This window comes from Thermodesulfobacteriota bacterium (assembly GCA_039028315.1).
Classification (GTDB): domain Bacteria; phylum Desulfobacterota_D; class UBA1144; order Nemesobacterales; family UBA2774; genus CR02bin9.
This window is the reverse complement of the sequence record JBCCIH010000003.1, coordinates 1-21,393: the sequence shown is the minus strand read 5'-3', so window position 1 is coordinate 21,393 and position 21,393 is coordinate 1. Positions and strand designations below refer to the sequence as shown.

21 protein-coding genes are annotated in these 21,393 nt (G+C 39.6%); 20 read left to right on the top strand and 1 reads right to left on the bottom strand.

Translation table 11 applies throughout. The features are described from left to right. Positions 1-113 precede the first annotated feature (113 nt). The 3 genes from topA (at position 114) to AAF462_00600 (ending at position 4,642) form a co-directional block, all read left to right on the top strand. On the top strand, positions 114-2,390 hold the full coding sequence (gene topA / locus AAF462_00610; protein ID MEM7007617.1) for a type I DNA topoisomerase: 2,277 nt from the start codon (positions 114-116) through the stop codon (positions 2,388-2,390). Positions 2,391-2,455: 65 nt separating this feature from the next. Next, positions 2,456-3,511, top strand: coding sequence for a flavodoxin-dependent (E)-4-hydroxy-3-methylbut-2-enyl-diphosphate synthase (gene ispG, locus AAF462_00605; GenBank protein ID MEM7007616.1), 1,056 nt, complete (start codon positions 2,456-2,458; stop codon positions 3,509-3,511). Positions 3,512-3,595: 84 nt separating this feature from the next. Beyond that, positions 3,596-4,642: a PA0069 family radical SAM protein gene (locus AAF462_00600; GenBank protein MEM7007615.1), complete on the top strand. Its 1,047-nt coding sequence runs from the start codon at positions 3,596-3,598 to the stop codon at positions 4,640-4,642. A gap of 12 nt (positions 4,643-4,654) precedes the next feature. Here the strand turns inward: AAF462_00600 and AAF462_00595 are convergent, their stop codons facing one another. Beyond that, a complete protein-coding gene (locus AAF462_00595) occupies positions 4,655-6,154 on the bottom strand; it encodes a hypothetical protein (GenBank protein ID MEM7007614.1) in 1,500 nt (499 codons plus the stop codon). Between the two features lie 169 nt (positions 6,155-6,323). Here AAF462_00595 and AAF462_00590 point away from each other — a divergent pair, with 169 nt between their 5' ends. The 17 genes from AAF462_00590 to AAF462_00510 form a co-directional block, all read left to right on the top strand. Further along, a complete protein-coding gene (locus AAF462_00590; GenBank protein ID MEM7007613.1) occupies positions 6,324-6,626 on the top strand; it encodes a GYD domain-containing protein in 303 nt (100 codons plus the stop codon). Positions 6,627-6,889: 263 nt separating this feature from the next. Next, the gene (mutL, locus tag AAF462_00585; GenBank protein ID MEM7007612.1) at positions 6,890-8,713 is read left to right on the top strand and encodes a DNA mismatch repair endonuclease MutL; all 1,824 of its coding nucleotides are present in this window, start codon (positions 6,890-6,892) and stop codon (positions 8,711-8,713) included. Positions 8,714-8,716: 3 nt separating this feature from the next. Next, positions 8,717-8,911, top strand: coding sequence for a DNA gyrase inhibitor YacG (locus tag AAF462_00580; protein MEM7007611.1), 195 nt, complete (start codon positions 8,717-8,719; stop codon positions 8,909-8,911). Between the two features lie 55 nt (positions 8,912-8,966). Further along, a complete protein-coding gene (gene efp / locus AAF462_00575; protein MEM7007610.1) occupies positions 8,967-9,539 on the top strand; it encodes an elongation factor P in 573 nt (190 codons plus the stop codon). 140 nt (positions 9,540-9,679) lie between these two features. Further along, positions 9,680-10,252 (top strand): sigma-70 family RNA polymerase sigma factor, encoded by a 573-nt coding sequence (locus tag AAF462_00570; GenBank protein MEM7007609.1) that lies wholly within the window; start codon positions 9,680-9,682, stop codon positions 10,250-10,252. After that, positions 10,242-10,739 carry a hypothetical protein gene (locus AAF462_00565; protein ID MEM7007608.1) on the top strand — a complete coding sequence of 166 codons (498 nt, stop codon included), beginning with the start codon at positions 10,242-10,244 and terminating at the stop codon, positions 10,737-10,739. Before AAF462_00570 ends, AAF462_00565 begins: the two co-directional genes overlap by 11 nt. After that, the gene (locus AAF462_00560) at positions 10,736-11,152 is read left to right on the top strand and encodes a hypothetical protein (GenBank protein ID MEM7007607.1); all 417 of its coding nucleotides are present in this window, start codon (positions 10,736-10,738) and stop codon (positions 11,150-11,152) included. Before AAF462_00565 ends, AAF462_00560 begins: the two co-directional genes overlap by 4 nt. A gap of 217 nt (positions 11,153-11,369) precedes the next feature. Beyond that, the gene (rimP, locus tag AAF462_00555; GenBank protein ID MEM7007606.1) at positions 11,370-11,837 is read left to right on the top strand and encodes a ribosome maturation factor RimP; all 468 of its coding nucleotides are present in this window, start codon (positions 11,370-11,372) and stop codon (positions 11,835-11,837) included. 13 nt (positions 11,838-11,850) lie between these two features. Continuing rightward, positions 11,851-13,203, top strand: a complete 1,353-nt coding sequence (gene nusA, locus AAF462_00550; GenBank protein MEM7007605.1) for a transcription termination factor NusA — start codon at positions 11,851-11,853, stop codon at positions 13,201-13,203. A 158-nt stretch (positions 13,204-13,361) separates the two neighbouring features. Next, positions 13,362-16,028, top strand: coding sequence for a translation initiation factor IF-2 (gene infB / locus AAF462_00545; protein MEM7007604.1), 2,667 nt, complete (start codon positions 13,362-13,364; stop codon positions 16,026-16,028). 9 nt (positions 16,029-16,037) lie between these two features. Next, positions 16,038-16,328: a DUF503 domain-containing protein gene (locus AAF462_00540; GenBank protein MEM7007603.1), complete on the top strand. Its 291-nt coding sequence runs from the start codon at positions 16,038-16,040 to the stop codon at positions 16,326-16,328. Positions 16,329-16,341: 13 nt separating this feature from the next. Continuing rightward, complete coding sequence (gene rbfA / locus AAF462_00535) at positions 16,342-16,698, top strand: 30S ribosome-binding factor RbfA (protein ID MEM7007602.1); 357 nt, start codon at positions 16,342-16,344, stop codon at positions 16,696-16,698. Continuing rightward, complete coding sequence (locus AAF462_00530) at positions 16,691-17,665, top strand: bifunctional oligoribonuclease/PAP phosphatase NrnA (protein ID MEM7007601.1); 975 nt, start codon at positions 16,691-16,693, stop codon at positions 17,663-17,665. Before rbfA ends, AAF462_00530 begins: the two co-directional genes overlap by 8 nt. Then, the gene (gene truB, locus AAF462_00525; GenBank protein MEM7007600.1) at positions 17,662-18,573 is read left to right on the top strand and encodes a tRNA pseudouridine(55) synthase TruB; all 912 of its coding nucleotides are present in this window, start codon (positions 17,662-17,664) and stop codon (positions 18,571-18,573) included. Before AAF462_00530 ends, truB begins: the two co-directional genes overlap by 4 nt. Before the next feature lie 62 nt (positions 18,574-18,635). Further along, positions 18,636-18,905, top strand: a complete 270-nt coding sequence (gene rpsO / locus AAF462_00520) for a 30S ribosomal protein S15 (protein ID MEM7007599.1) — start codon at positions 18,636-18,638, stop codon at positions 18,903-18,905. 22 nt (positions 18,906-18,927) lie between these two features. Beyond that, complete coding sequence (gene pnp, locus AAF462_00515; protein ID MEM7007598.1) at positions 18,928-21,033, top strand: polyribonucleotide nucleotidyltransferase; 2,106 nt, start codon at positions 18,928-18,930, stop codon at positions 21,031-21,033. Positions 21,034-21,048: 15 nt separating this feature from the next. Further along, the coding region (locus tag AAF462_00510; GenBank protein ID MEM7007597.1) for an isopentenyl transferase family protein at positions 21,049-21,393 on the top strand (345 nt) is incomplete at its 3' end.

Genomic DNA, 21,393 nt, shown 5'->3' with positions numbered 1-21,393 from the left:
TATATTTGCATTATTATTTATTCAGGTAAAATGCGTATGATCTGTTTTATGATTGAATCTCAAATGATTATGATTAATCTAAACAGTGATATTAAATACATATAAGGTGTGAAATGTCTAAATCTTTAATAATTGTTGAGTCACCGGCAAAAGCCAAGACAATTAAAAAATACTTGGGTACTGATTTTAGCGTTGAAGCTTCATCAGGACATCTTATTGATCTACCTACAAGCAAACTAGGAGTGGATGTCGATAATGATTTTAATCCTGAGTACGTAGTAATAAGGGGAAAAGGCAAATATTTAGATAAGCTTAAAAAAGCAGCAAAGAAAGCAGAGAATGTCTATTTAGCGTCTGACCCTGATCGAGAAGGCGAGGCGATCGCCTGGCACATTGCTAATGAATTAAACATATGGGATAGATCCCACAGGGTTCTATTTCATGAAATTACTAAAAACGCGGTACAAAAATCTATAGAAAACCCAACAGACCTTAGCCAAGATAGATTCGAGGCCCAGCAGGCAAGAAGAGTACTCGACAGACTTGTGGGCTATCAGGTAAGCCCGCTACTTTGGAGAAAAGTTAAAAAAGGCCTTAGCGCTGGAAGGGTGCAGAGTGTTGCACTTAGAATAGTCGTAGAAAGAGAAAGGGAAATTGAGGCATTTAAGCCAAGAGAATATTGGTCTATTGAATCTGAGCTTAAAAGAACTCAGGATGAGACCAAAGAATCATTCATTGCAAATTTAGTTAGGTTTGATGGGGATAAAGCGGAAATAGGGAATGAAGAACAGTCTAATCATATATTAGACTCGATTAGAAATCAGAATTACGTTGTTTCTAAAGTAGACCGCAAAGATAAAAAAAGAAATGCTACACCGCCTTTTATTACCAGCACGCTTCAACAAGAAGCTTCACGAAAGATCAGGTTTGGCACCAAGAAAACAATGTCTGTAGCACAAAAGCTATATGAGGGAATTGACCTTGGCGCTGAGGGCCCTGTTGGTTTAATTACTTATATGAGAACAGACTCGGTTAGAGTCTCAAATGATGCGCTTGAGGATGTGAGGGCATATGTAAAAACAAATTACGGCGATGAGTATTTGCCTGAAAAGCCAAACACATTTAAAGTCAAAAAATCGGCTCAGGATGCACACGAGGCTATAAGGCCGACATTTGTTGATAAAATACCGGAGTCAATAAAAGAATTCCTATCAGAAGATGAATTTAAGCTTTATAAACTAATCTGGCAAAGGTTTGTCGCATCTCAAATGACAGCTATGATTTATGATCAAACCACGGTAGAGATTGAAGCAGGAAAAGCGGTATTTAGAGCTACTGGATCGATTGTTAAGTTCCCCGGTTTTTCAGCCGTGTATCTTGAGGGCAAAGAAGAAGAGGAAGAAGCTAAAGAAAAAGATGAAATGAGAAAGCTCCCGGATCTAAATTCCGGCGATGCGCTTGATCTTATAAATCTTGAAGGGAAACAGCATTTTACTCAGCCGCCGCCTAGATTTACCGAAAGCTCGCTGGTAAAAGAGCTTGAGGAAAAAGGTATTGGACGTCCATCTACCTATGCAAGCATTATCTCCACCATACAGGACCGCGAATATGTTCTTAGAGAGAAAAACAGACTTTCTCCTACGGTTTTGGGCCGCACTGTTAATGATCTACTTATACAAGGTTTTCCAGAGATCATGGATGTTCAGTTCACTGCCGAAATGGAAGAAAAATTGGATGATGTTGAGGAAGGCAGCATCAACTGGGTAGAGCTTTTAAAGAAATTCTACAGCGGTTTTTCAGATAGATTAGACAAAGCCCAAGATTCAATGAAAGGGGTTGAGACAAATATATCTTGTGATACCTGCAACGCTCCAATGATTATTAAATGGGGCAGGGGTGGAGAGTTCTTGTCCTGCTCAAGATACCCTGATTGTAAAAGCGCAAAAGCTTTTGAGTATGACAAAGAAGGAAAAATCGTAATCGTTGAAAGAGCAGCGCCAGAGTTAAGAGAAGATTTGCCTTGTGATAAGTGCGACGCCCCGATGGTTATAAAACAGAGCAGACGAGGAGAGTTCTTAGCATGCTCAAAATACCCCGACTGTAAAAACGCAAAAGCTTTTGAATATGATCCAGATGGGAATATTAAAATTATAGAGAAAGAAGAGCCCGTAATTAGAGAAGATATAAAGTGTGAGAAATGCGGAAAGCCCATGGCAGAGCGAAAAGGGCGCTACGGCAAATTTCTAGGCTGCACCGGATATCCAAAATGCAGAACTATTCTCAACATTGATGAAAACGGAAACATAGTTGAGTCTAAGCCTGGTGGTAAGGGCCGGGGAGCAAAGAAAGGCTCAAAGAAAGATGCCGAAGAAACAACTGATGCTAACTGATTGATTTGATCTATTTTTGTTATACACTTAACGCGTAAATCTAAATAATCTTTACACTAGAAAAAATGGGAAGAACTTCCAGACAGATTGAAATTGGAGGAGTTAAAGTTGGTGGAGGAGCTCCGGTTACAGTTCAGTCAATGACCAAAACCGATACACGCGATGTTGCTGCAACTGTGGCTCAGATTAAGAGTCTTGAAAAGGCTGGCTGTGATATAGTGCGACTAGCTGTTCCTGATATGGAAGCTGCTATGTCATTGGGCGAAATTAAAAAACAGACCAATATTCCAATCGTATCAGACATACATTTTGACTACAAACTTGCCCTTGAAGCAGTGAAGCAAGGCGTTGACGGCATGAGAATTAACCCCGGCAATATAGGGGCAAAATACCGCATCAAAGCTGTTGTCGACGCTGTTAAAGAAAGAGGTATCCCTATTCGTATCGGCGTAAACTCTGGATCCTTAGATAAAGACATTTTAAAAAAACACGGCTCTCCAACGCCGGAAGCACTGGCTGAGAGCGCATTTAAGCATGTACAAATCCTTGAGGACTTAGACTTTAGGGATATTAAGATCTCAGTGAAATCAACAGATGTTCAAAAGATGATTGCCTCCTACCGCTTGTTGGCAGAAAGATGCGAGTATCCACTTCACTTGGGCGTGACAGAGGCTGGAACATATGAGATGGGTACTATCAAGTCCTCAATCGGCATAGGCACACTTTTGGCCGAAGGAATTGGCGATACAATCAGAGTCTCGTTGACCGGCGATCCTGTGGATGAGATCAAAGTAGGGTTTAATATTCTTAGATCACTTGGGCTTAGGCGAAACGGTATTGAGCTTATTTCCTGTCCAGGTTGCGGCAGGCTTGAGATTGATCTCATGAAGCTTGTAAAAGATGTTGAGGACAGAATCACTGATATTGAGCTTCCAAGGCCTATTAAAGTTGCGATTTTAGGCTGCGTTGTTAACGGACCCGGAGAAGCGTCTGAAGCTGATATAGGAATTGCCGGCGGCAGAGGAAAAGGCATGCTCTACAAGGACGGAAAGTTAGTCAGATCATTTAAAGAGCACCAAATAGTAGATGAGCTTGTAAAAGAGCTTGAGACTTTTGTTTAATCCCACCAAATTTCTACGCAAACCTTTTTATAGTAAAAAAAAAGATGCCTGTGATCTTTTAATCTAATCTTATATACTTTTTTTATGCGTGATGGATATAAGGGAAGGGGAGCAGCAGAGAATCCGGGCAATCGTTTTGACCAAATTGATTTTATACCGACTGAAGAGGAAATAACTCAGGGCCTGTCTCCTAAGACAGTTTTTTACAAAGACACTACAAAATCTATCATTACCTACAATGACAGCCCGGATGTTGGATTTAATGCAGGTATAAATCCCTACCGCGGCTGTGAGCATGGATGCATATATTGCTATGCGAGACCATCACATGAATATCTTGGGCTATCTTTAGGACTAGACTTTGAGACCAAGATATTTGTAAAGAAGGATGCTCCCACTTTACTAAGAAAGGAGCTTTCTGCTAAGAAGTATATACCCGAAACAATAGCCATCAGCGGCAATACAGACTGTTACCAGCCAGCTGAAAGGCGCTTTGAATTAACAAGGCGCTGTCTTGAAGTGTTAGAGGAGTTTAAAAATCCTATCGGAATTATTACCAAAAACTATCTTGTAACTAGAGACATAGATATTCTCTGTGATTTTGCGAAATGGAACGGCGCTCTCGTGGCTGTGTCAATTACAACACTAGATCCAAAAATAAAAAACCTGATGGAGCCAAGAACTTCAGAGCCCAGGCTTAGACTAAAGGCAATTGAGGAGCTTTCAAAAGCCGGCATACCCGTTATGGTCATGGTGGCCCCGGTTGTGCCTGGACTTACAGATCATGAGCTGCCAAAAATAATACAAGCTTCAGCCGACTCAGGTGCGGTTGCGGCTTCATACATAATGTTAAGGCTCCCATACGGGGTGTCAGATTTGTTTTCAAAATGGCTACACAGGCATTTTCCAGATAGAGCTGAGAAAGTGCTCAACAGGATAAAATCAATTAGAGATGGGGATCTAAACAGCAAGGAATTCTATGAGAGAATGAAAGGAAAGGGTATATATGCTGAGCAAGTAAAGGACATGTTTGATGTAGCCAAAAAAAGGTCTGGTATGGATAAGACTTCAATAACTCTCTCAACAGAGTATTTTAGAAAACCTGGCGGTACCCAGCTAAATCTACTTTAAATAGCCTACTAACTAATACTGGCTAAACGGTATTGCGTCTAGTACCTGAATTCTTACTTCCTGCGGAATTGCATTGATAAAACCAGCCTCAATATTTTTAAATGTTTTTGTTCCCTTAGCGGGAAGAACGTCTACAATTGTCGCTCTGTTAGAGAACATAGGTGTTTCTTCTTTAAATGAGAAGAAATCAACTTTTAGCTCTATTTTAGTATAAGGAATCTCGCTTAAGTTCCGAAGGGTTATCTCAGTAATTCTTCCCATAGTCTGAGGTACAGCACCTGAGAATTTAAAGTCTTCCACTACTATGTCCTCAGTCGGCAGAGGCACTTCCTCTTCATATTCGTACTCGTATTCTTCATCACTTTGCGCTGTGGTTGTGTCAGCCGCTGGTGATGTTGGAGTATCAGGCAGTGGCGGAGCATCAGGAGCAGGTGGAGCTTGCGGCGCAGTGATAGCCTCAGTTACTTCTGCGCTCTGTTCTGTAGGTGCGCCTGAGGCTACAATTTCCTCAGCAGGAGCAGTGTCTGATGAAACGGCTGGTGCATCCTCTGCAGGAAGCGGTGGAGGGGCTGTTCCCTGTTCTTCGGCCAGCTTCTTTTTGTACTTTTCAGATAAAGACAGCTTTTTCCCACTCTCATCATAGTTAGGATCTGGTATTACCGTTCCGTCTTCTGTTACTGTTGTAGGTTTTGTCTTCTTCTTTTTAACAGCTGTTTTACCCTCTTTTTTAGCCATCTTAATTTTAAGCTCTTTGTCTGATATTGGCTTTGCTTGTCTTACGGTTATGACTACCTCTTTTGCGTCAGGGTGTCTAAATCCAACATTTATGCCATAATAGGTACGCTCACTCCTAGGCGGTATCACATCGTGTATTACCGCTCTACTGGTAAAGCCTCTTACACCCAATTTGCCGCCTTTGGTTCCTAAAAAGTTAACGTTAATCTCAATATCCTTCCAAGCCTCACCGCTTCTGTTATCAAGTGTTATCTCTTTTAAAATTCCCTCGGTACCATATTGCCCGCCGGTCCATTCCCAATTTTTTACCAATATAAGATCCTTTGCCTGCGTAGGTGTGCCTTTTTCAATAAGCTCTGCTTTAACTACTCTGGCAACAGAGTTGTTGAGCTCTGAGTGCATTATTCCAAAATTAAGGTTATTAAAAGTCATCTCACTCCTGGCCGGCAGGATTTCTTTAATAGTTGATCTAAGTGAGCCTAGAGGGATGTCGTTTGCTGTATAAAAATCTACTTCTACAGCTAGATCTTTGTAGTCATTGTCACTTCTGTTTTCGATTGTTATCTCCGACATAATGGCAGGCCTACCCATACCGGCTGAGGCCCATTTATAATCTTTTACCACTATTACTCTTTTAACAGACTCAGGTTTGTTTGGTTTCTGAGCATGAGCGCTGGATAACGCAAAGCTTACAAATAGAAAAGAGGCTATAGCAAGGATTAGAATATTTAATTTTGATATATTTAGTTTAGAGCGGTGCTGGGTTATGCAATACATTTAATCTCCTCATTGTGCTGCAAGATAGTGATAAGATTATACATAATTAAAGCTGAAATTGTACCTATGTAAAATAACTGGCAATAGTTAAGAATTTAAGCTCTATTGCCAATAATACTAAAAAGCTGGAATAATATAAGCGCAAATCAAAAAACCAAGGGGCAAAATAATGTCTGTTTATATATTGCTTAGTAAGCTCACAACTGAAGGCAGAAAGACTATCAAAGAGAGACCCGCAAGGATTAAAGAGGTAGGAGTTGAGATTGAGAAATCAGGTGTAAAGGTTATTGAGCAGTACGCAACCTTGGGTCCATATGATTTTGTCAGCGTGATTGAGGCCCCGGATAATGAAACTGTAAGTGAGCTATCAGTAGATCTGTGTGCCAGGGGTACGATTGAGATAATGAGCCTTGCAGCTGTGCCGGTAGATTCATATGTAGAAGCTCTTACGGCTGCCAAGAAAATAAAGTAATAGATTTGTCTCATCCTAGAGGCCGCACTTAGCATTTAATTTATAATTGGGGTAGGTTTACTTAGACAATGTGGAGTGAATTCAAAAGAATTTTAAAACAACATTCTGACGACGTATATGGAGTAGCATCTTATAAAACTCTTTCGTTCTACACAGTACTTTCTATTGCATGTATTGTAATTCCAGTCCTTTTTCTTCTAGCATTAGGAATATGGCAGCTATTTACTTAGTCTGTTGCACTATATTATGAAGGTTATTAATCTATGGCAAAAATAAGGATCTTATCTGACAACGTAGTTTCAAAGATAGCTGCAGGTGAGATTGTAGAACGACCATCATCTGTAGTAAAAGAGCTAATTGAGAACTCAATAGATGCACGGAGTACTTCAATAAAAATTACGCTCCTTTCAGGCGGCAAAAAATTAATCCAAATATCAGATGACGGAATTGGGATGAGCAGAGACGAGGCGCTTTTATGTCTTGAGCGCCACGCCACAAGTAAAATTAAAGATATAAATGATCTTTTTTCAGTAAATTCTCTGGGTTTTAGGGGAGAGGCAATTCCCAGTATTGCAAGCGTGTCCAGGTTTAAGCTTACAACCAGAACATCTGAGGATATGATCGGGACCATGATAACAATTGAGGGCGGTAAGGTGAAAAAAGTTGAGGAAACCGGATGTCCTCCAGGAACTACTATAGAAGTTAAAAACCTCTTCTTTAACACTCCCGTCAGACTAAAATTTATGAAAAAGATAGAGACAGAACTGTCAAATGTGCTAGACATTGTTCAGCGTGAGGCAATGTCTAGAGCTGAAATAGGTTTTGAAGTGATAAGTGAAGGCAAAACAATATTGAAACTTTCCAAAAGAGACGAACTATTACATAGGCTTTCAGATATATTCCCTAGAACTCAGCTTCAAAGTGTTTCAGCCCAAGCAGAGGGTGTAAAAGTTTCTGGCTATATGAGCAGTCCTCTAGATACGCGTTCTACTACACACAAATTATTTACATATATTAATGGCAGAGCCGTAAGGGATAAATTTTTAACAAGAATTATTATAGATGCATATGGGAAGATGCTCGAGAAAAGGAAATTCCCTCAGGGCGCTCTTTTTATAGAGATGCCTTTTCCTGAGGTTGACGTAAATGTCCATCCAACTAAAAATGAAGTCAGATTCAGAAATCAAAGACTTATTGCTGATCTGATTAAATCTTCAATACACAACATGCTAAGAGATGCGCCTTGGATAAAGAGTTATAAAGAAAGCGTCACTCACGCACATGATAGATTTTTGCAAAATACCAACTCACCAAGCAGCTACAATAAACCTAACTCTTCCTACCATGTTGATAGGGCATTAGCAGAAGAAGTACATCACCTTAATAAGTCAGCTCCGCAAAATTTAGACGTTTCTCAAGAAAATATAGCTCCCCGGCGAAATTTAACTCCTGAGTTCCCGATTAGTGGTCAGACTGGAGATCGTTTGTTTGATAAAGAGGGCCTCTATTCCAATCTCAAGATTGTGGGGCAGATTAGAGAGCTCTACATTGTATGCGCATCTGAGAGAGCAATGATACTGGTCGATCAGCACGCTGCGCATGAGAGGATTAACTATGAAAGACTAAAAAATGCCTACCTAAAGAATCAAAAGCTGCAGGTCCAGGAACTACTAGTTCCTGAGGTCGTGGAGCTTCCGCCGTTTGAGGCAAGTCTACTTATTAAACATCTAGCGGACTTTGAAACTTTAGGTTTTAGTATTGAAGAGTTTGGCAACAACAGTTTTTTAATACGCTCGGTTCCTGCTCTACTTAGAAATGCCAAATCATCAGAACTGGTTAAAGACGTAGTTTCAGAAATTGCCTCCGAAGGTAAAGAGGAGAGCATTAGTGAGAAAATAGATCTAGTCATAGCCACAATGGCATGCCATTCTTCTATAACGGCCAGTTTTAATCTAAGCCATGAGGAAATGAGAGCGCTTCTAAACGAGCTTGATCAGATGGAATTCCCTCACTCGTGCCCGCACGGAAGGCCGGTTGCGCAAGAACTTACATACTACGAAATAGAGAGAATGTTTAAGAGGACATAGCTTATGACTTTAAAAGTAAAATGCCCAAAGTGTGAAAAGGAAGTGCTCTGGCATGAGAATAAGTGGAGGCCTTTTTGCTCAGAGAGATGTAAGATGATTGATCTTGGCACCTGGGCAAAAGAGGACTACCGCATTTCACAAGACTCAGATCGTGTTACAATTAGTAGTAATGACCTAGATGATGAGGATCTTTTTTAAAGGGTCTGGTCGATGAACAAGTAAGTTTGTAAGATATTTTAGGAGGTATTATGTCATGGGAGTAGTAGAAACCAATCAATTTCATAAAGGACTTAAGATAGAGTATGACGGAGAGATATGGGAGATTATTGAGTACAAGCACTCAAAAATGGCCCAGAGAAGCGCTGTGATGAAAACCAAGATTAAAAATGTTGTGACAGGTGCTGTTCAAGAAAAGAGCTTTAGATCTGGCGATGCTTTTAAAGTTCCTGATATGGATAGAAAAAATATGCAGTTTCTATATAAAGATGATATAGGTTTTCACTTTATGGACTTAGAATCTTATGAACAGTACGGGCTTACTAAAGATCAGCTGGGAGAATCAGCTAACTATATAAAAGAGCAGCAGGAAATAAACATACTATACTATAATGATGAGCCTATGGGAGTTGAGCTGCCGACTGCGGTTGAGCTTGAAATCTCTCAGACAGAGCCAGGTGTTAAAGGAGATACTGTATCAGGAGGCACCAAGCCTGCAGTTCTTGAGACCGGCGCTACAATTCAGGTACCGCTATTTATAGATATTGGCGACATTATTAGGGTTGATACTAGATCTGGTGAGTATCTAGACAGACTTAAAAAGAAATAATCCAACAAGATTTATAATGACCTATTGCTAAATTCCTTCAAATATTAATAATGGGGCGAATTTAAGACTAAATTTGGGAAATTGTGCAACTTTTTCTGATATTTACAGTTATTAATTAATAAAGCTGTTATGGCGTTCATATGGAAAGCGATATAGAGCTAATGCTAAGGACAAAAGCTGGGGACGATAGTGCATTTAGCGAGCTTATGAAAAGGCATTATAAAGGGGTGTTGAATTACATATATAGATTTACGAATTTAAAGGAAAATTCAGAAGATCTTGCACAGGAAGTATTTTTAAGAGTCTACCGCTCGGCTGATAAATACAAACCTGAGGCTAAATTTACAACCTGGCTCTATAAGATCGCAACCAATGTTAGCCTGACGTTCGTAAAAAAAAAGAATACCAATGTTAGCTTAGATGAAATAAGTGAAATGGCAGGAGAACAAGAAGATATAAGTGTTGAAATATCAGATGACATTATCTATAGAAAAGAAATGAGAAATGTAATATTTAGCGCAATGGAAACTTTGCCTGAAAGAGAAAAAATTGCTATTATGCTTTGTAAATATGAAGGCCTATCGTACGAAGAAACTGCCCATGTGCTTGAATGCACTGTTGGTGCAGTTAAGGCCTATGTTCATAGAGGAAGGATGAAATTAGTAAACAAGCTTAAACCATATTTGACTGAGGAGGGAGAATATGGACTGTAACAAGATAAAAGAACAGCTCTTAGAATATTCTCTAAATGGTCTGGATATATCAAAATCTGATCTAAATGAGCATTTAGAGTGTTGCCCGAGTTGCATAGAATATGCGTCAGAGTCTAAAGAATTATGGAGTTTATTAGACACATTGGACGAAATGGAGCCCGAATCAGCCTATTTGTCCAATTTCTGGAGCAAAGTAGATGAGGAAAAGCTTAAATCCAGCTCTGGAGTTGTAAATTGGATCAAAAATCTAAAGCCTAATTGGACATTAGCGGGTGCAATGGCCTCAATCTTTTTGGTGAGCATAATAACTTTCGGTGCATTTAGCCCCGATACCAGAAACTCACTATTTATGAGCACTGATGAACGAGATGAACTAATACTGATTGAGCTTGATAATGCCTTGGCGAAAGAGACTGCCGACATACTTTCTATCTACGGTCCTTGGGACGGAGGCACTGATGTAGACATTAACGGAGGCTTTAATTGAGAATATCGTTGTTGTTTTTTGTTTTAACAATTGTTTTTACTATGAGCGCAAGCGCAATGCTTGGCTCGGGGGCAAGTTACAAGTGGTGGAAAAACCCTCAAATTGTTGAACGACTAAATATGAGCCCTGGTCAAGTAAATCAAATAGATAGCATATTCAAATCTTACAAAAAACAATTTATCAATTATCAAAAAGAGCTTAGATCAAATGAAGTTCAGCTTAAAAAAGAACTGCAAAACCCCAATGCTAAAAAAGAAGATGTACTAAATCTGATCGACGGCATAGAGAACACCAAAGCTGCATATACTAGAACTAAAGTTGAAATGTTTTTAAAGATAAAGGATGTCTTAACACCGCAGCAGCAAAACCAGCTTCATCAGATTAAGTTAAGGTTCAGGCCATATCATAGGTAAATTAGACTCTGGTATGCATAAATAACGATAGAATGTAATAATTGCAGTATATTAGGTCTTAATAAAAGTGTTTTAGTAAATTTTATTTCTATATATGACTTCTTGCTCTAAGCGTAAAGATAAGGTAGTATTTCACTAACCAAAAAGCGGGTTTACCCCGCTTTTTTTATTTTTTAGGCATTTTTACAATAGTCAAGATATAAAAGGGTTCTTTGTAATGAATGTATCTGAGCAGAATATTATATCTAATATAAAAGAACTTTTAGAACCCATTTTATATGAGAAAAACTTAGAACTGTTCGATATAGAATTCAAAGGCCAGAGCCGAAAAGGAGTACTTAGAATCTTTATTGACAAAGAAGGCGGAGTAAATATAGATGACTGCGCTCAGATAAGTAGAGAACTAGGAGCGCTATTAGATGTACATGAGGTTATTCCAGGCTCCTATACACTTGAGATATCATCACCTGGCCTAACTAGGCCGCTTCGTAAGCCAAGTGATTATATAAGATTTAAGGGTAAAACTATTAAACTTAAAACAAACGAAGAAATAAGCGATAAGAATGTATTTACAGGGAAGATCTTGGATTTCGTAGACGAGGTGTTGTCAATTGAAACTCAAGAGGCCAATTATTCGATTCCTTATGAAAAAATAGAAAAGGCAAACTTGGAAATAGATTTTTAGAGGGAGATATATAATGTCAGCGCTAACTGAATTAACCCGGGTAATGGATTCTGTCTGCAAGGACAAGGGCATTGAGAGAGAAGAGATTGTTTCAGCTGTAGAGGAAGCAGTGCTTTCAGCTGCACAAAAATTGTTCCGTATGCAGGATCTAGACAAAGAGCTCGAGGTGCATTTCAATGAAGATGACGGTGATGTCGAGCTATTCGAGTTTAAAACGGTAGTAGAGCAGATTGAAGAGCCTGAAATGGAAATTAGTGAAGACGAGGCTATTAATCTTGACCCAGAAGCCGAACTAGGAGATCAGATTGGCGTAAAAATCAACCCTGAATTTACTAGAATTGCTATTCAAAATGCTAAACAGAGAATACTCCAAAGCATAAAAGAAGCTGAGGGAAAAGTTATTTATGAGGAGTTTAAGAATAGAAAGGGCGAGCTAATAAGCGGTATTGTTAGAAGAGTTGAAAGACGAAATATAATAGTTGATCTTGGTAAAACAGAAGCTTATCTTCCGCCCGAGCAGCAGGTACAAAGAGAATACTACAAACCCAAAGAAAGAATCAGAGCAATTTTGGTTGATATTAAAGAAACTAAAAGAGGACCTCAGTTAATTCTCTCTCGTTCACATAAAGATTTTGTAAGAAAACTTTTTGAATCTGAAGTTCCAGAAATTGGCGAGCAGATAGTAGAAATTCAGGCTATCTCAAGAGACCCTGGGGGACGCACAAAAATTGCAGTGTCATCAAACGACCAAGATGTGGATCCTGTAGGCGCATGCGTAGGTATGAGAGGAGCAAGGGTTCAGAATGTTATTCAGGAGCTAAGAGGAGAAAAAATAGACATTGTTCCTTGGTCTCCAGATCCGGCCAGGTTTGCATGCAATGCACTATCACCTGCAGCTGTTAGCAAAGTAATCATTGATGATGAAAACAAATCTATGGAGATAATAGTAGATGATGACCAGCTATCTTTAGCAATTGGTAGACGCGGTCAGAATGTAAGGCTTGCCTCACAGCTAACAGAATGGCGAATTGATATAAAAACAGATTCACAGATGAAGCGTGAGCAGCAAGACGTTGTATCTTTGTTAATGTCACTGCCTAATGTAAAGGAAGTTACAGCAAATCTGCTCTACGCAGAGGGATATCATAAGTTAGAAGACGTAGCTTTTTCTGACTCAGAAACACTAGTTAAGTCTGGTGGTTTAAGAGACGAAGAGGAGGCGCAGAGACTGCAAACTGCAGCCAGGATAGCATTAAAAGATAAGTTAGACCAGATGACAGATCCTGATGAGGTCCCCGAGGAATTACTTGAAGAGGCTCAAAAGGAGCCCGAAGCAGAGCAAGAACCGGCTTTGGAGCAGGAATAAAACAACATTGTAAATTTGAGGCTTAATAACAAGAGGTTAACTAACACTAAATAACCACTCTTTTGCATAGTTTATTAAACTTTGGTACCCTTCTTTAGATAAACTCTACAATTGTGAATGGAAAAGGTTGATATTAAACAGCTATGGAAATGATGAATATGTCTAGTATAAGAGTATATGAACTTTCAAAAGACTTAAACAAACCTAGCAAGGAAATTTTAAATATTGCTAAAGGTTTAGGTATATCTGTTAAGAGTCATGCAAGTTCTATTTCTGCTGAAGAAGCAAAGAAAATCATTGATAAACTTGGTGGTCCTCAAAGCGGGGAAGCACAACAAACACAAGTTAAATCCGAAGAAAAAGAAAAGGTTAGGGTATTTCGTTCTGAGACCGGGGCAGAAGTTGTTGAGAGAAGAAAAGGCGCCCGGGTGGTTCTTAGAAGAAAGAAAAAGTTAAAAGAAACTGAAGAAACAGCGCCGGAGCCAGAGCAAATAGAGTCCCAAGCTCAGCCTGCGCAAGAAGCTCCAGTTGCTGAAACCCAAGAGTCGGCTCCTAAAGAACAAGCAGTACAAGAGCTCCCTACAGGCGAAGAGAAACTGGATGCATCTCAGGCGCAAGAGCCTAGTGTAGATGAATCATCAACGCCAGAAGAACAGCAAGTTCAAGGACCTAGCGAGCAAGAACAAAAAGTAGAAGAAAGTTCAGAAGCTTCTCAAACTCAAGAATCAAAAACACAAGGAGCAGAAAAACAGCCGCAAGCACCTAAAGATACTAATGATGAGCAGCCTGAGAAAAAATTTAAGAAAAAAGGCAAAAAAGTAAAACCTAAGCGCGAAGAGATAATTGATGAAGATACGCTTGAAGAATTAAGGAAAGCGTTTAGGGCAAAACTGCCGGGCAAGAGAAGAGAATATTTAGTTGAAGGCGGCAGATCAAGATCTAGACCTACTCCAAATACTGGACCCAGAGCTAAAGGTTCAGACCGGGCAAGACAAGATAACGTTTCAGCCAAATCTCGTAACGGGGATGCGGCTTCATCAGATCTTGCACAGTTTCCGACAAAGCCTGCAAAACGTAGCATAAAAATTGGTGAGTCAATAAATGTTGGCGAACTGGCCAAGCTCATGAGTATTAAAGCTGGAGAGCTTATTAAGAAGCTTATTGCCTTAGGTGTTACTGCTACAATTAACCAAAGTATAGATAACGAAACAGCGTTGTTGCTTGCAGAAGAGTTTGGTTATGACGTAGTTGTAGAAATATTTGAAGAAGAAGATCTACTTCTAGAAACACAGCAAGAGGATATTGAAAGCGAAATGTCAACACGCCCTCCAGTTGTTACTGTGATGGGTCATGTCGATCACGGTAAAACAACACTTTTAGACACAATACGAAAAGCAAATGTAGTAGATGGTGAAGCGGGCGGCATTACTCAGCACATAGGAGCATATTCTGTTGAAGTTAATGATAGAAAAGTAGCGTTCGTAGACACACCAGGACATGAAGCATTTACTGCTATGAGAGCGCGCGGAGCTAAAGTAACAGATGTTGTAATTCTCGTTGTAGCTGCAGATGATGGAGTTATGCCTCAAACAGTTGAGGCTGTAAACCATGCTAAAGCGGCGGAGGTTCCTATAATTGTCGCAGTTAATAAAGTAGATAAGCCAGATGCTGAGCCTGAAAAAATAAAAAGAGAGCTTTCTGAAATAGGACTAATAGCTGAGGATTGGGGTGGCGATACGCTATTTGCGGAAGTATCTGCGAAACAAAACACAGGAATTAAGGAGCTCTTAGAGCTAATCTTGCTTCAAGCTGATGTACTAGAGCTAAAAGCTGATACAAATATGAGAGCTAACGGATTTGTAATTGAAGCCGTTTTAGATAAAGGTAGAGGACCTGTGGCAACAGTTATAGTAAACGAAGGAACATTGAAAGTTGGTGACACGGTAGTTGCAGGTACTACATTTGGTAAAGTTAGAGCGCTAATAGATGATAAGGGCGGTAGAGTAAATGAGGCAGGACCTGCAGTTCCTGTTGAAATTATGGGCCTTTCCGGTGTGGCTGAAGCGGGTGAGCGTTTCTATGCTGTTAAAGATGAAAAAGCCGCTAAAGATGTTGTAGGCCACCGGGAGACAAAACAAAGAGAGAATATTGCAGCTAAAGAGAGAAAACCATCGCTTGAGAACTTGTTTGAGACTCTAGAACAAGAAGAGGCCAAAGAGCTTGCCTTGATAATTAAAGCGGACACTCAGGGATCAGTTGAGGCAGTTAGAGAGTCTATAACTAAATTAAGCACAGAAAAATGCCAAGTTAAAATTGTTCATACCGGCGTAGGCGGTGTGAATGAAACAGATGTGATTTTAGCCAGTGCATCCAACGCAATTATAGTTGGATTTAATGTCAGGCCTGACGTCAAGGCTCTTGAAATGTCCGAAAGAGAAGGAATATCACTTGAGCTCCACACTATTATTTATAATTTGATTGATAGAGTCAGGGGCGCAATGGAAGGGCTACTAGATCCAATTGTTAAAGAAAAAATTCTTGGTCATGCTGAAATTAGAGAAACTTTCAATATCTCTAGAATAGGCACAATTGCAGGATGTTTTGTAAACGATGGCAAGGTTACAAGAGACAGCAACGTAAGAGTGTTGCGTGAAGGCGTGATAATTTTTGATGGTGTACTATCCTCATTAAAACGCTTTAAAGATGATGCAAAAGAAGTTAATGCAGGCTACGAATGCGGTATAACAGTAGAAAGATTCAATGACGTTAAAGTTGGTGACACTCTTGAGTTTTACACGCATGAGGAGTTTAAACAAGAGCTTTAAAAGTGATCAATGGTCGTAGGAATACTCCGAATTGATTTATATATGGACGGGAACAGATCGCTTAAAGAAAAAAGGCAGACCTTAAAAAGCTTGATTCATAGAGCGAAATCCAGATTCAATAATATTTCCATAGCCGAAGTTGACTCTAACGAGTTATGGCAAAAGGCGACTATCGGAATTGCATTTGTCAGTAATGAGAAGCGCCATGCTAATTCAGTGCTGGATCAAGTAGCTGATTTTATAGATTCTACGGGATTAGTTCAGATTGGCGCTAGAGAATTAGAAATTTTAAATATTTAGTGGGGAGAGTTTTTTGGCAGCTACTTTTAAGAGATCGGCAAGAATTTCAGACTTAATTATAAAAGAAGTATCGCAAATGATAGTCAAGGGCGAGATTAAGGATCCTCGCGTATCTTTAGCCTTTATAACCGGCGCGAAAGTATCAGATAATTTAAGTGTAGCAAATATTTTCTTTTCTGTTCTAGATGATTCCACTGATAAAGATGAAGTGCTCAAAGGGCTCGAGAGTGCCAAGGGCTTTATAAAAACCACTTTATCTAAAAGATTAAAGATGAGAAAAATACCGGATCTACATTTTATGTTTGATACTGCACTTGAGACTGGCTATAAGGTTGATGAAGTACTTAGAGAGATTAAGGCCGATGAATGAATTTGATGAACTAAACGATTTAATCAACAAATCTGATAAGATACTTATTGCATCCCATGAAAATCCCGATGGTGATGCCCTAGGCTCAACATTGAGCCTTGGTCTTGGTCTCAAAAAGCTAAACAAAGACATATCATACTACAACAAAGACGGCGTGCCGGAGCTGCTAGAATTTTTACCATATTCTAATGACATAGTAACTTCAACTAAATCACTCAACGGACCCTTTGATATAATTTTTGCTGTTGATTGCACTGGAGCAAACAGGGCCGGCAGGGAATTTGAAGAATATGTAAAATCTGAGAATTGTAGAAACCTAGTAATTATTGATCACCACGAGACCACGGGCTCAGAGGCAGACATTCATATTTTAGACAGCAAGGCCTCATCTACTGGGGTAATAATTTATAGGTTTTTAAAGTTTGTTGGTATTGAAATTGACAAACCAATTGCTGAGAACATCTATACTACAATTATCAGCGATACAGGTTCATTTAATTATTCAAACACAAGCTCAGAGACTTTTACAATAGCCGCCGATCTAGTTGATAAAGGGGTAGACCCATCTCTAATCTCTCAGGCTCTTTATGAAAACGAGCCGCTTAGAAAATTAGAACTATTTAAATTAGTTATACCAACGCTCGAAATAACAGATGACAGTGCAATTGCATCAATTTATGTAAACAAAGAGATGTTCGATAAAACCGGCACATCAAGACAGGATACAGAAGGCATGGTTAATATTCCAAGGAGCATCAAAGGGGTAGAAGTTGCAATATTGTTTAGAAGTGAAAGGGAGTCGGACTGGAAATTGAGCTTAAGGTCTAAGGGAAAGGTAAATGTTGCTAAAATAGCTGAGAGCTATGGCGGCGGAGGGCACGCCCGAGCAGCAGGTTGTTCTCTTAAAGGCAGCATTTCAGAAGTAAAATCCCAAATAATACCTAGTATTAAAGAGGCTTTAGGATGAATGGGGTTATAGTTTTAGACAAGCCAAAAGGCATCACTTCTCAAAAAGCAGTTTCTGAGGTAAACAAAATAATTAAGGCTAAAAAAGCGGGTCATACAGGTACACTTGATCCTTTCGCAACCGGTGTTTTGCCTATATGTTTTAACAAGGCTACTAAAGTTATACCGTATATGAAAAATGATTTTAAAAAGTACGAGGCTCTTATTCATCTTGGTATTAAAACCGATACTCTAGATAATACTGGAAAAGTTTTAGAAGAGTGTGATCCCGGAAATTTAGAAAAAAATGCAATAATTGATGCATTTTCTAAATATGAGGGTAAAATAAACCAAACTCCGCCAATGTTTTCTGCGGTTAAAAAAGACGGAGTTAGGCTCTATGAGTTAGCTAGAAAAGGCATAGAGGTAGAAAGAAGTTCAAGACAGGTAACTATTAACTATATAGATCTCTTGGATTTTGATCCCCCTTATGTCAGGATTAATGTCGAGTGTTCGCGCGGAACATATATCAGAGTGCTTGCGGCGGATATTGGAAATGATCTAGGATGCGGCGGGCATTTAGTAGAGCTCAGAAGAATAAGCAGTGATGGATTTACGATAGATGAAGCGGTAACGATAGATGATATAAAGAGCGGTAATGTAGAATTAACTTCGCTGGAAAAAGTACTCTCTCATATCAAGGAAGTAAACGTTTCTTCTAAGTTGGCTGGTCAAATCAGACTAGGCAAACAAATTATGAAATCTCATCTAGATTTAAGTGACCTCCCTGAATTTGAAGCTGGAGATCATTTAAGTATTTGTGAGAACAAGGTTTTGGTATCCATTACTCAAGCGAATCTAAGTTCTAATGAGCTTGATAATGCAGATGACCAAACTATAGTATTTAAATTGCTCAGAGTATTTAACTAAACACGCCGTGGTTAAATGAATCTGGGTCAATTTGCCAATAACATTTATAAGGAGGCAGTATAATGGCGCTAGACAAAGAAGACAAAGCTCAAATAATAAGTGAGTTTGCTACTCACGATAAAGATGTGGGTTCACCGGAGGTTCAGGTGGGCATACTCTCCAGAAGGATTGCAGATCTCACCGAGCATATGAATAATGCACCTAAGGATTTTCACTCCCGACGAGGACTAGTTCTTCTAGTTGCTAGAAGAAGACGACTACTCAATTACATTAAAAAGAACAGCCCGGAAAAGTATCCAGGGCTCATACAAAAACTCGGACTAAGAAAGTAGAGTTTAAGGAGGCAGTATATTGATTAACCAACCTAAGAAGGTTGAAGCTCAGGTATTCGGCGCAACTTTTGGGCTTGAAACCGGAAAGCTTGCAAAACAGACAAGCGGCGCAGTGCTTGCTAGTTATGGAGACACCGTTGTACTAGCTACACTCGTAGCAGCAAAAGAAAAAACAGAAGGAGAGGACTTTTTACCTCTTACAGTAAATTATCAGGAAAAATCTGCAGCAGCAGGCAAAATACCTGGAGGGTTCTTTAAAAGAGAAGGGAGACCAAGCGAGAAAGAAGTTCTAACTTCCAGACTGATTGATAGACCGATTAGACCTCTTATTCCTAAAGACTTTACCTATCAGACACAAATTATAGTTACGGTATTCTCCGCAGATCCTGATCATGATCCGGATGTACTCTCTGTAACTGCGGCATCAGCGGCACTAGTAGTGTCTGACGTTCCATTTGAGGGACCATTAGCAGCGGTAAGAGTTGGAAGAGTTGGCGGAGAGTTTATCTGTAACCCGGTTAAGGCACAGCTTGAAGAAAGCGACATGAACATTGTTGTCGCTGGTACAAAAGAGGCAATTGTAATGGTTGAAGGCGGATCAGATGAAATCTCAGAGTCTGACATAGTTGATGCTCTTATGTTTGCTCATGAAAGCATTCAGGAATTCATTAAAGTTCAAGAAGACCTTGTTTCTGGTGAAAACATCGAAAAAAGAGTGCTTGATCCGGTTGAAGAAGATGAAGATTTTAATAATAAAGTTATTTCATTTGCCGAAGGGAAATTAAAAGAAGCAATTGTAATCTCATCTAAAACTGATAGAAATGACACGATCAAAAAGATCCATTCTGAAACTCAGGAGTATATTAGCGAACAATATCCTGATGATGAAGAAGTAGATATATCCAAGGTTTTTGAAAAGCTTTTAAAAGAATCAGTCAGAGGATTAATCGTCAATGATAAGATAAGACTGGACGGCAGAGGATACGCTGACGTAAGGCCAATAAGCGGCGAAGTTGGTTTTCTACCAAGAGTTCACGGCTCTGCAGTCTTCACCAGAGGTGAGACTCAGGCTGCAGTAACTGCGACTCTAGGCACGAAATACGATGAGCAAAGAATAGATGCCCTGGATGGGGATATTACAAAAACATTTATGCTTCACTATAACTTCCCTCCGTATAGTGTTGGAGAAACTTCATTTAGATTAGGACCCGGCAGAAGGGAAATTGGCCATGGAGCACTTGCTGAAAGGGCTCTTTCTTCTGTATTGCCGGCCAGAGAAAACTTCCCATATACACTAAGAGTAGTATCTGAAGTCTTGGAATCAAACGGATCTTCCTCGATGGCTACAGTATGCGGCGGCACGCTCTCCATGCTTGATGCTGGAGTTCCAATTAAAGCCCCAGTTGGCGGTATTGCCATGGGACTTATTAAAGAGGGTGAGGACTTTGTAATCCTCTCTGACATCCTTGGCGACGAAGACCACCTAGGTGACATGGATTTTAAGGTTGCCGGAACAACCAACGGAGTAACGGCGCTTCAGATGGATATTAAAGTAATGGGAGTTACAAGAGAGATTCTAACGGATGCTCTTGCACAGGCAAAAGATGGAAGGCTTCATATTCTGGGCGAGATGGATAAAATACTCGCTACACCTAGAGAGGATATTTCTGAGTTTGCTCCTAGAATCATCACAATGCAGGTAGATCAAAACAAGATTAAAGATGTAATAGGCTCTGGCGGTAAAACCATCAAGAAAATTGTCGAATTAACTGGTGTTCAGATCGATATCGATGATTCCGGACAAGTAAATATTGCGTCACCTGACCGCGAAGCTTGCGACAAAGCTATTAAGATGGTTGAGAATATAGTTGAAGAGCTCGAGGTTGGAAAAGTTTATCTAGGAACAGTGAAACGCATACTCGACTTTGGAGCTATTGTTGAGCTTGCTGGTGGAAAAGACGGCTTGGTTCATATCTCTGAGCTAGAACCCAAGAGAGTTGAGAAAGTAACTGACGTTCTTCAAGAAAAAGATGAGCTTTTAGTTAAATGCATTGAGAAAAGTAACGATGGAAAGATCAGGCTTAGTAGAAAACAGGCCCTTGATGAAAACATCGAAGATTATAGATAAGTGTAGTTTAAAAAAGTGAAACACAATAAACCCAAACTTGTTGTTGTTTTGGGTCCTACGGCTGTAGGAAAGAGCGCACTGGGCATTGATATAGCTAAGAGGCTAGGGGGCGAGATTATCAATGCCGATTCTCTTCAAGTATATAAGCACCTTAATATCGGCACGGCTAAACCCAATCAAAATGATCTAAAACATGTGCCTCACCACTTAATTGATATAGCAGATCCAAAAGAGGAATTTAATGCGGGTATTTTTAGAACCCAAGCAGATTCTGTTATAAATGATCTCCATGTTCATGGTAAGAGCATAATTGTTGTAGGCGGCACTTATTTATACGTGAAAGTTCTTCTATCGGGACTT

Bases quoted from the DNA above. Each gene is read 5' to 3' on its own strand.
- topA (MEM7007617.1), top strand. From the start codon at position 114: ATGTCTAAATCTTTAATAATTGTTGAGTCACCGGCAAAAGCCAAGACA.
- ispG (MEM7007616.1), top strand. From the start codon at position 2,456: ATGGGAAGAACTTCCAGACAGATTGAAATTGGAGGAGTTAAAGTTGGT.
- AAF462_00600 (MEM7007615.1), top strand. From the start codon at position 3,596: ATGCGTGATGGATATAAGGGAAGGGGAGCAGCAGAGAATCCGGGCAAT.
- AAF462_00595 (MEM7007614.1), bottom strand. From the start codon at position 6,154: ATGTATTGCATAACCCAGCACCGCTCTAAACTAAATATATCAAAATTA.
- AAF462_00590 (MEM7007613.1), top strand. From the start codon at position 6,324: ATGTCTGTTTATATATTGCTTAGTAAGCTCACAACTGAAGGCAGAAAG.
- mutL (MEM7007612.1), top strand. From the start codon at position 6,890: ATGGCAAAAATAAGGATCTTATCTGACAACGTAGTTTCAAAGATAGCT.
- AAF462_00580 (MEM7007611.1), top strand. From the start codon at position 8,717: ATGACTTTAAAAGTAAAATGCCCAAAGTGTGAAAAGGAAGTGCTCTGG.
- efp (MEM7007610.1), top strand. From the start codon at position 8,967: ATGGGAGTAGTAGAAACCAATCAATTTCATAAAGGACTTAAGATAGAG.
- AAF462_00570 (MEM7007609.1), top strand. From the start codon at position 9,680: ATGGAAAGCGATATAGAGCTAATGCTAAGGACAAAAGCTGGGGACGAT.
- AAF462_00565 (MEM7007608.1), top strand. From the start codon at position 10,242: ATGGACTGTAACAAGATAAAAGAACAGCTCTTAGAATATTCTCTAAAT.
- rimP (MEM7007606.1), top strand. From the start codon at position 11,370: ATGAATGTATCTGAGCAGAATATTATATCTAATATAAAAGAACTTTTA.
- nusA (MEM7007605.1), top strand. From the start codon at position 11,851: ATGTCAGCGCTAACTGAATTAACCCGGGTAATGGATTCTGTCTGCAAG.
- infB (MEM7007604.1), top strand. From the start codon at position 13,362: ATGTCTAGTATAAGAGTATATGAACTTTCAAAAGACTTAAACAAACCT.
- AAF462_00540 (MEM7007603.1), top strand. From the start codon at position 16,038: ATGGTCGTAGGAATACTCCGAATTGATTTATATATGGACGGGAACAGA.
- AAF462_00530 (MEM7007601.1), top strand. From the start codon at position 16,691: ATGAATGAATTTGATGAACTAAACGATTTAATCAACAAATCTGATAAG.
- truB (MEM7007600.1), top strand. From the start codon at position 17,662: ATGAATGGGGTTATAGTTTTAGACAAGCCAAAAGGCATCACTTCTCAA.
- rpsO (MEM7007599.1), top strand. From the start codon at position 18,636: ATGGCGCTAGACAAAGAAGACAAAGCTCAAATAATAAGTGAGTTTGCT.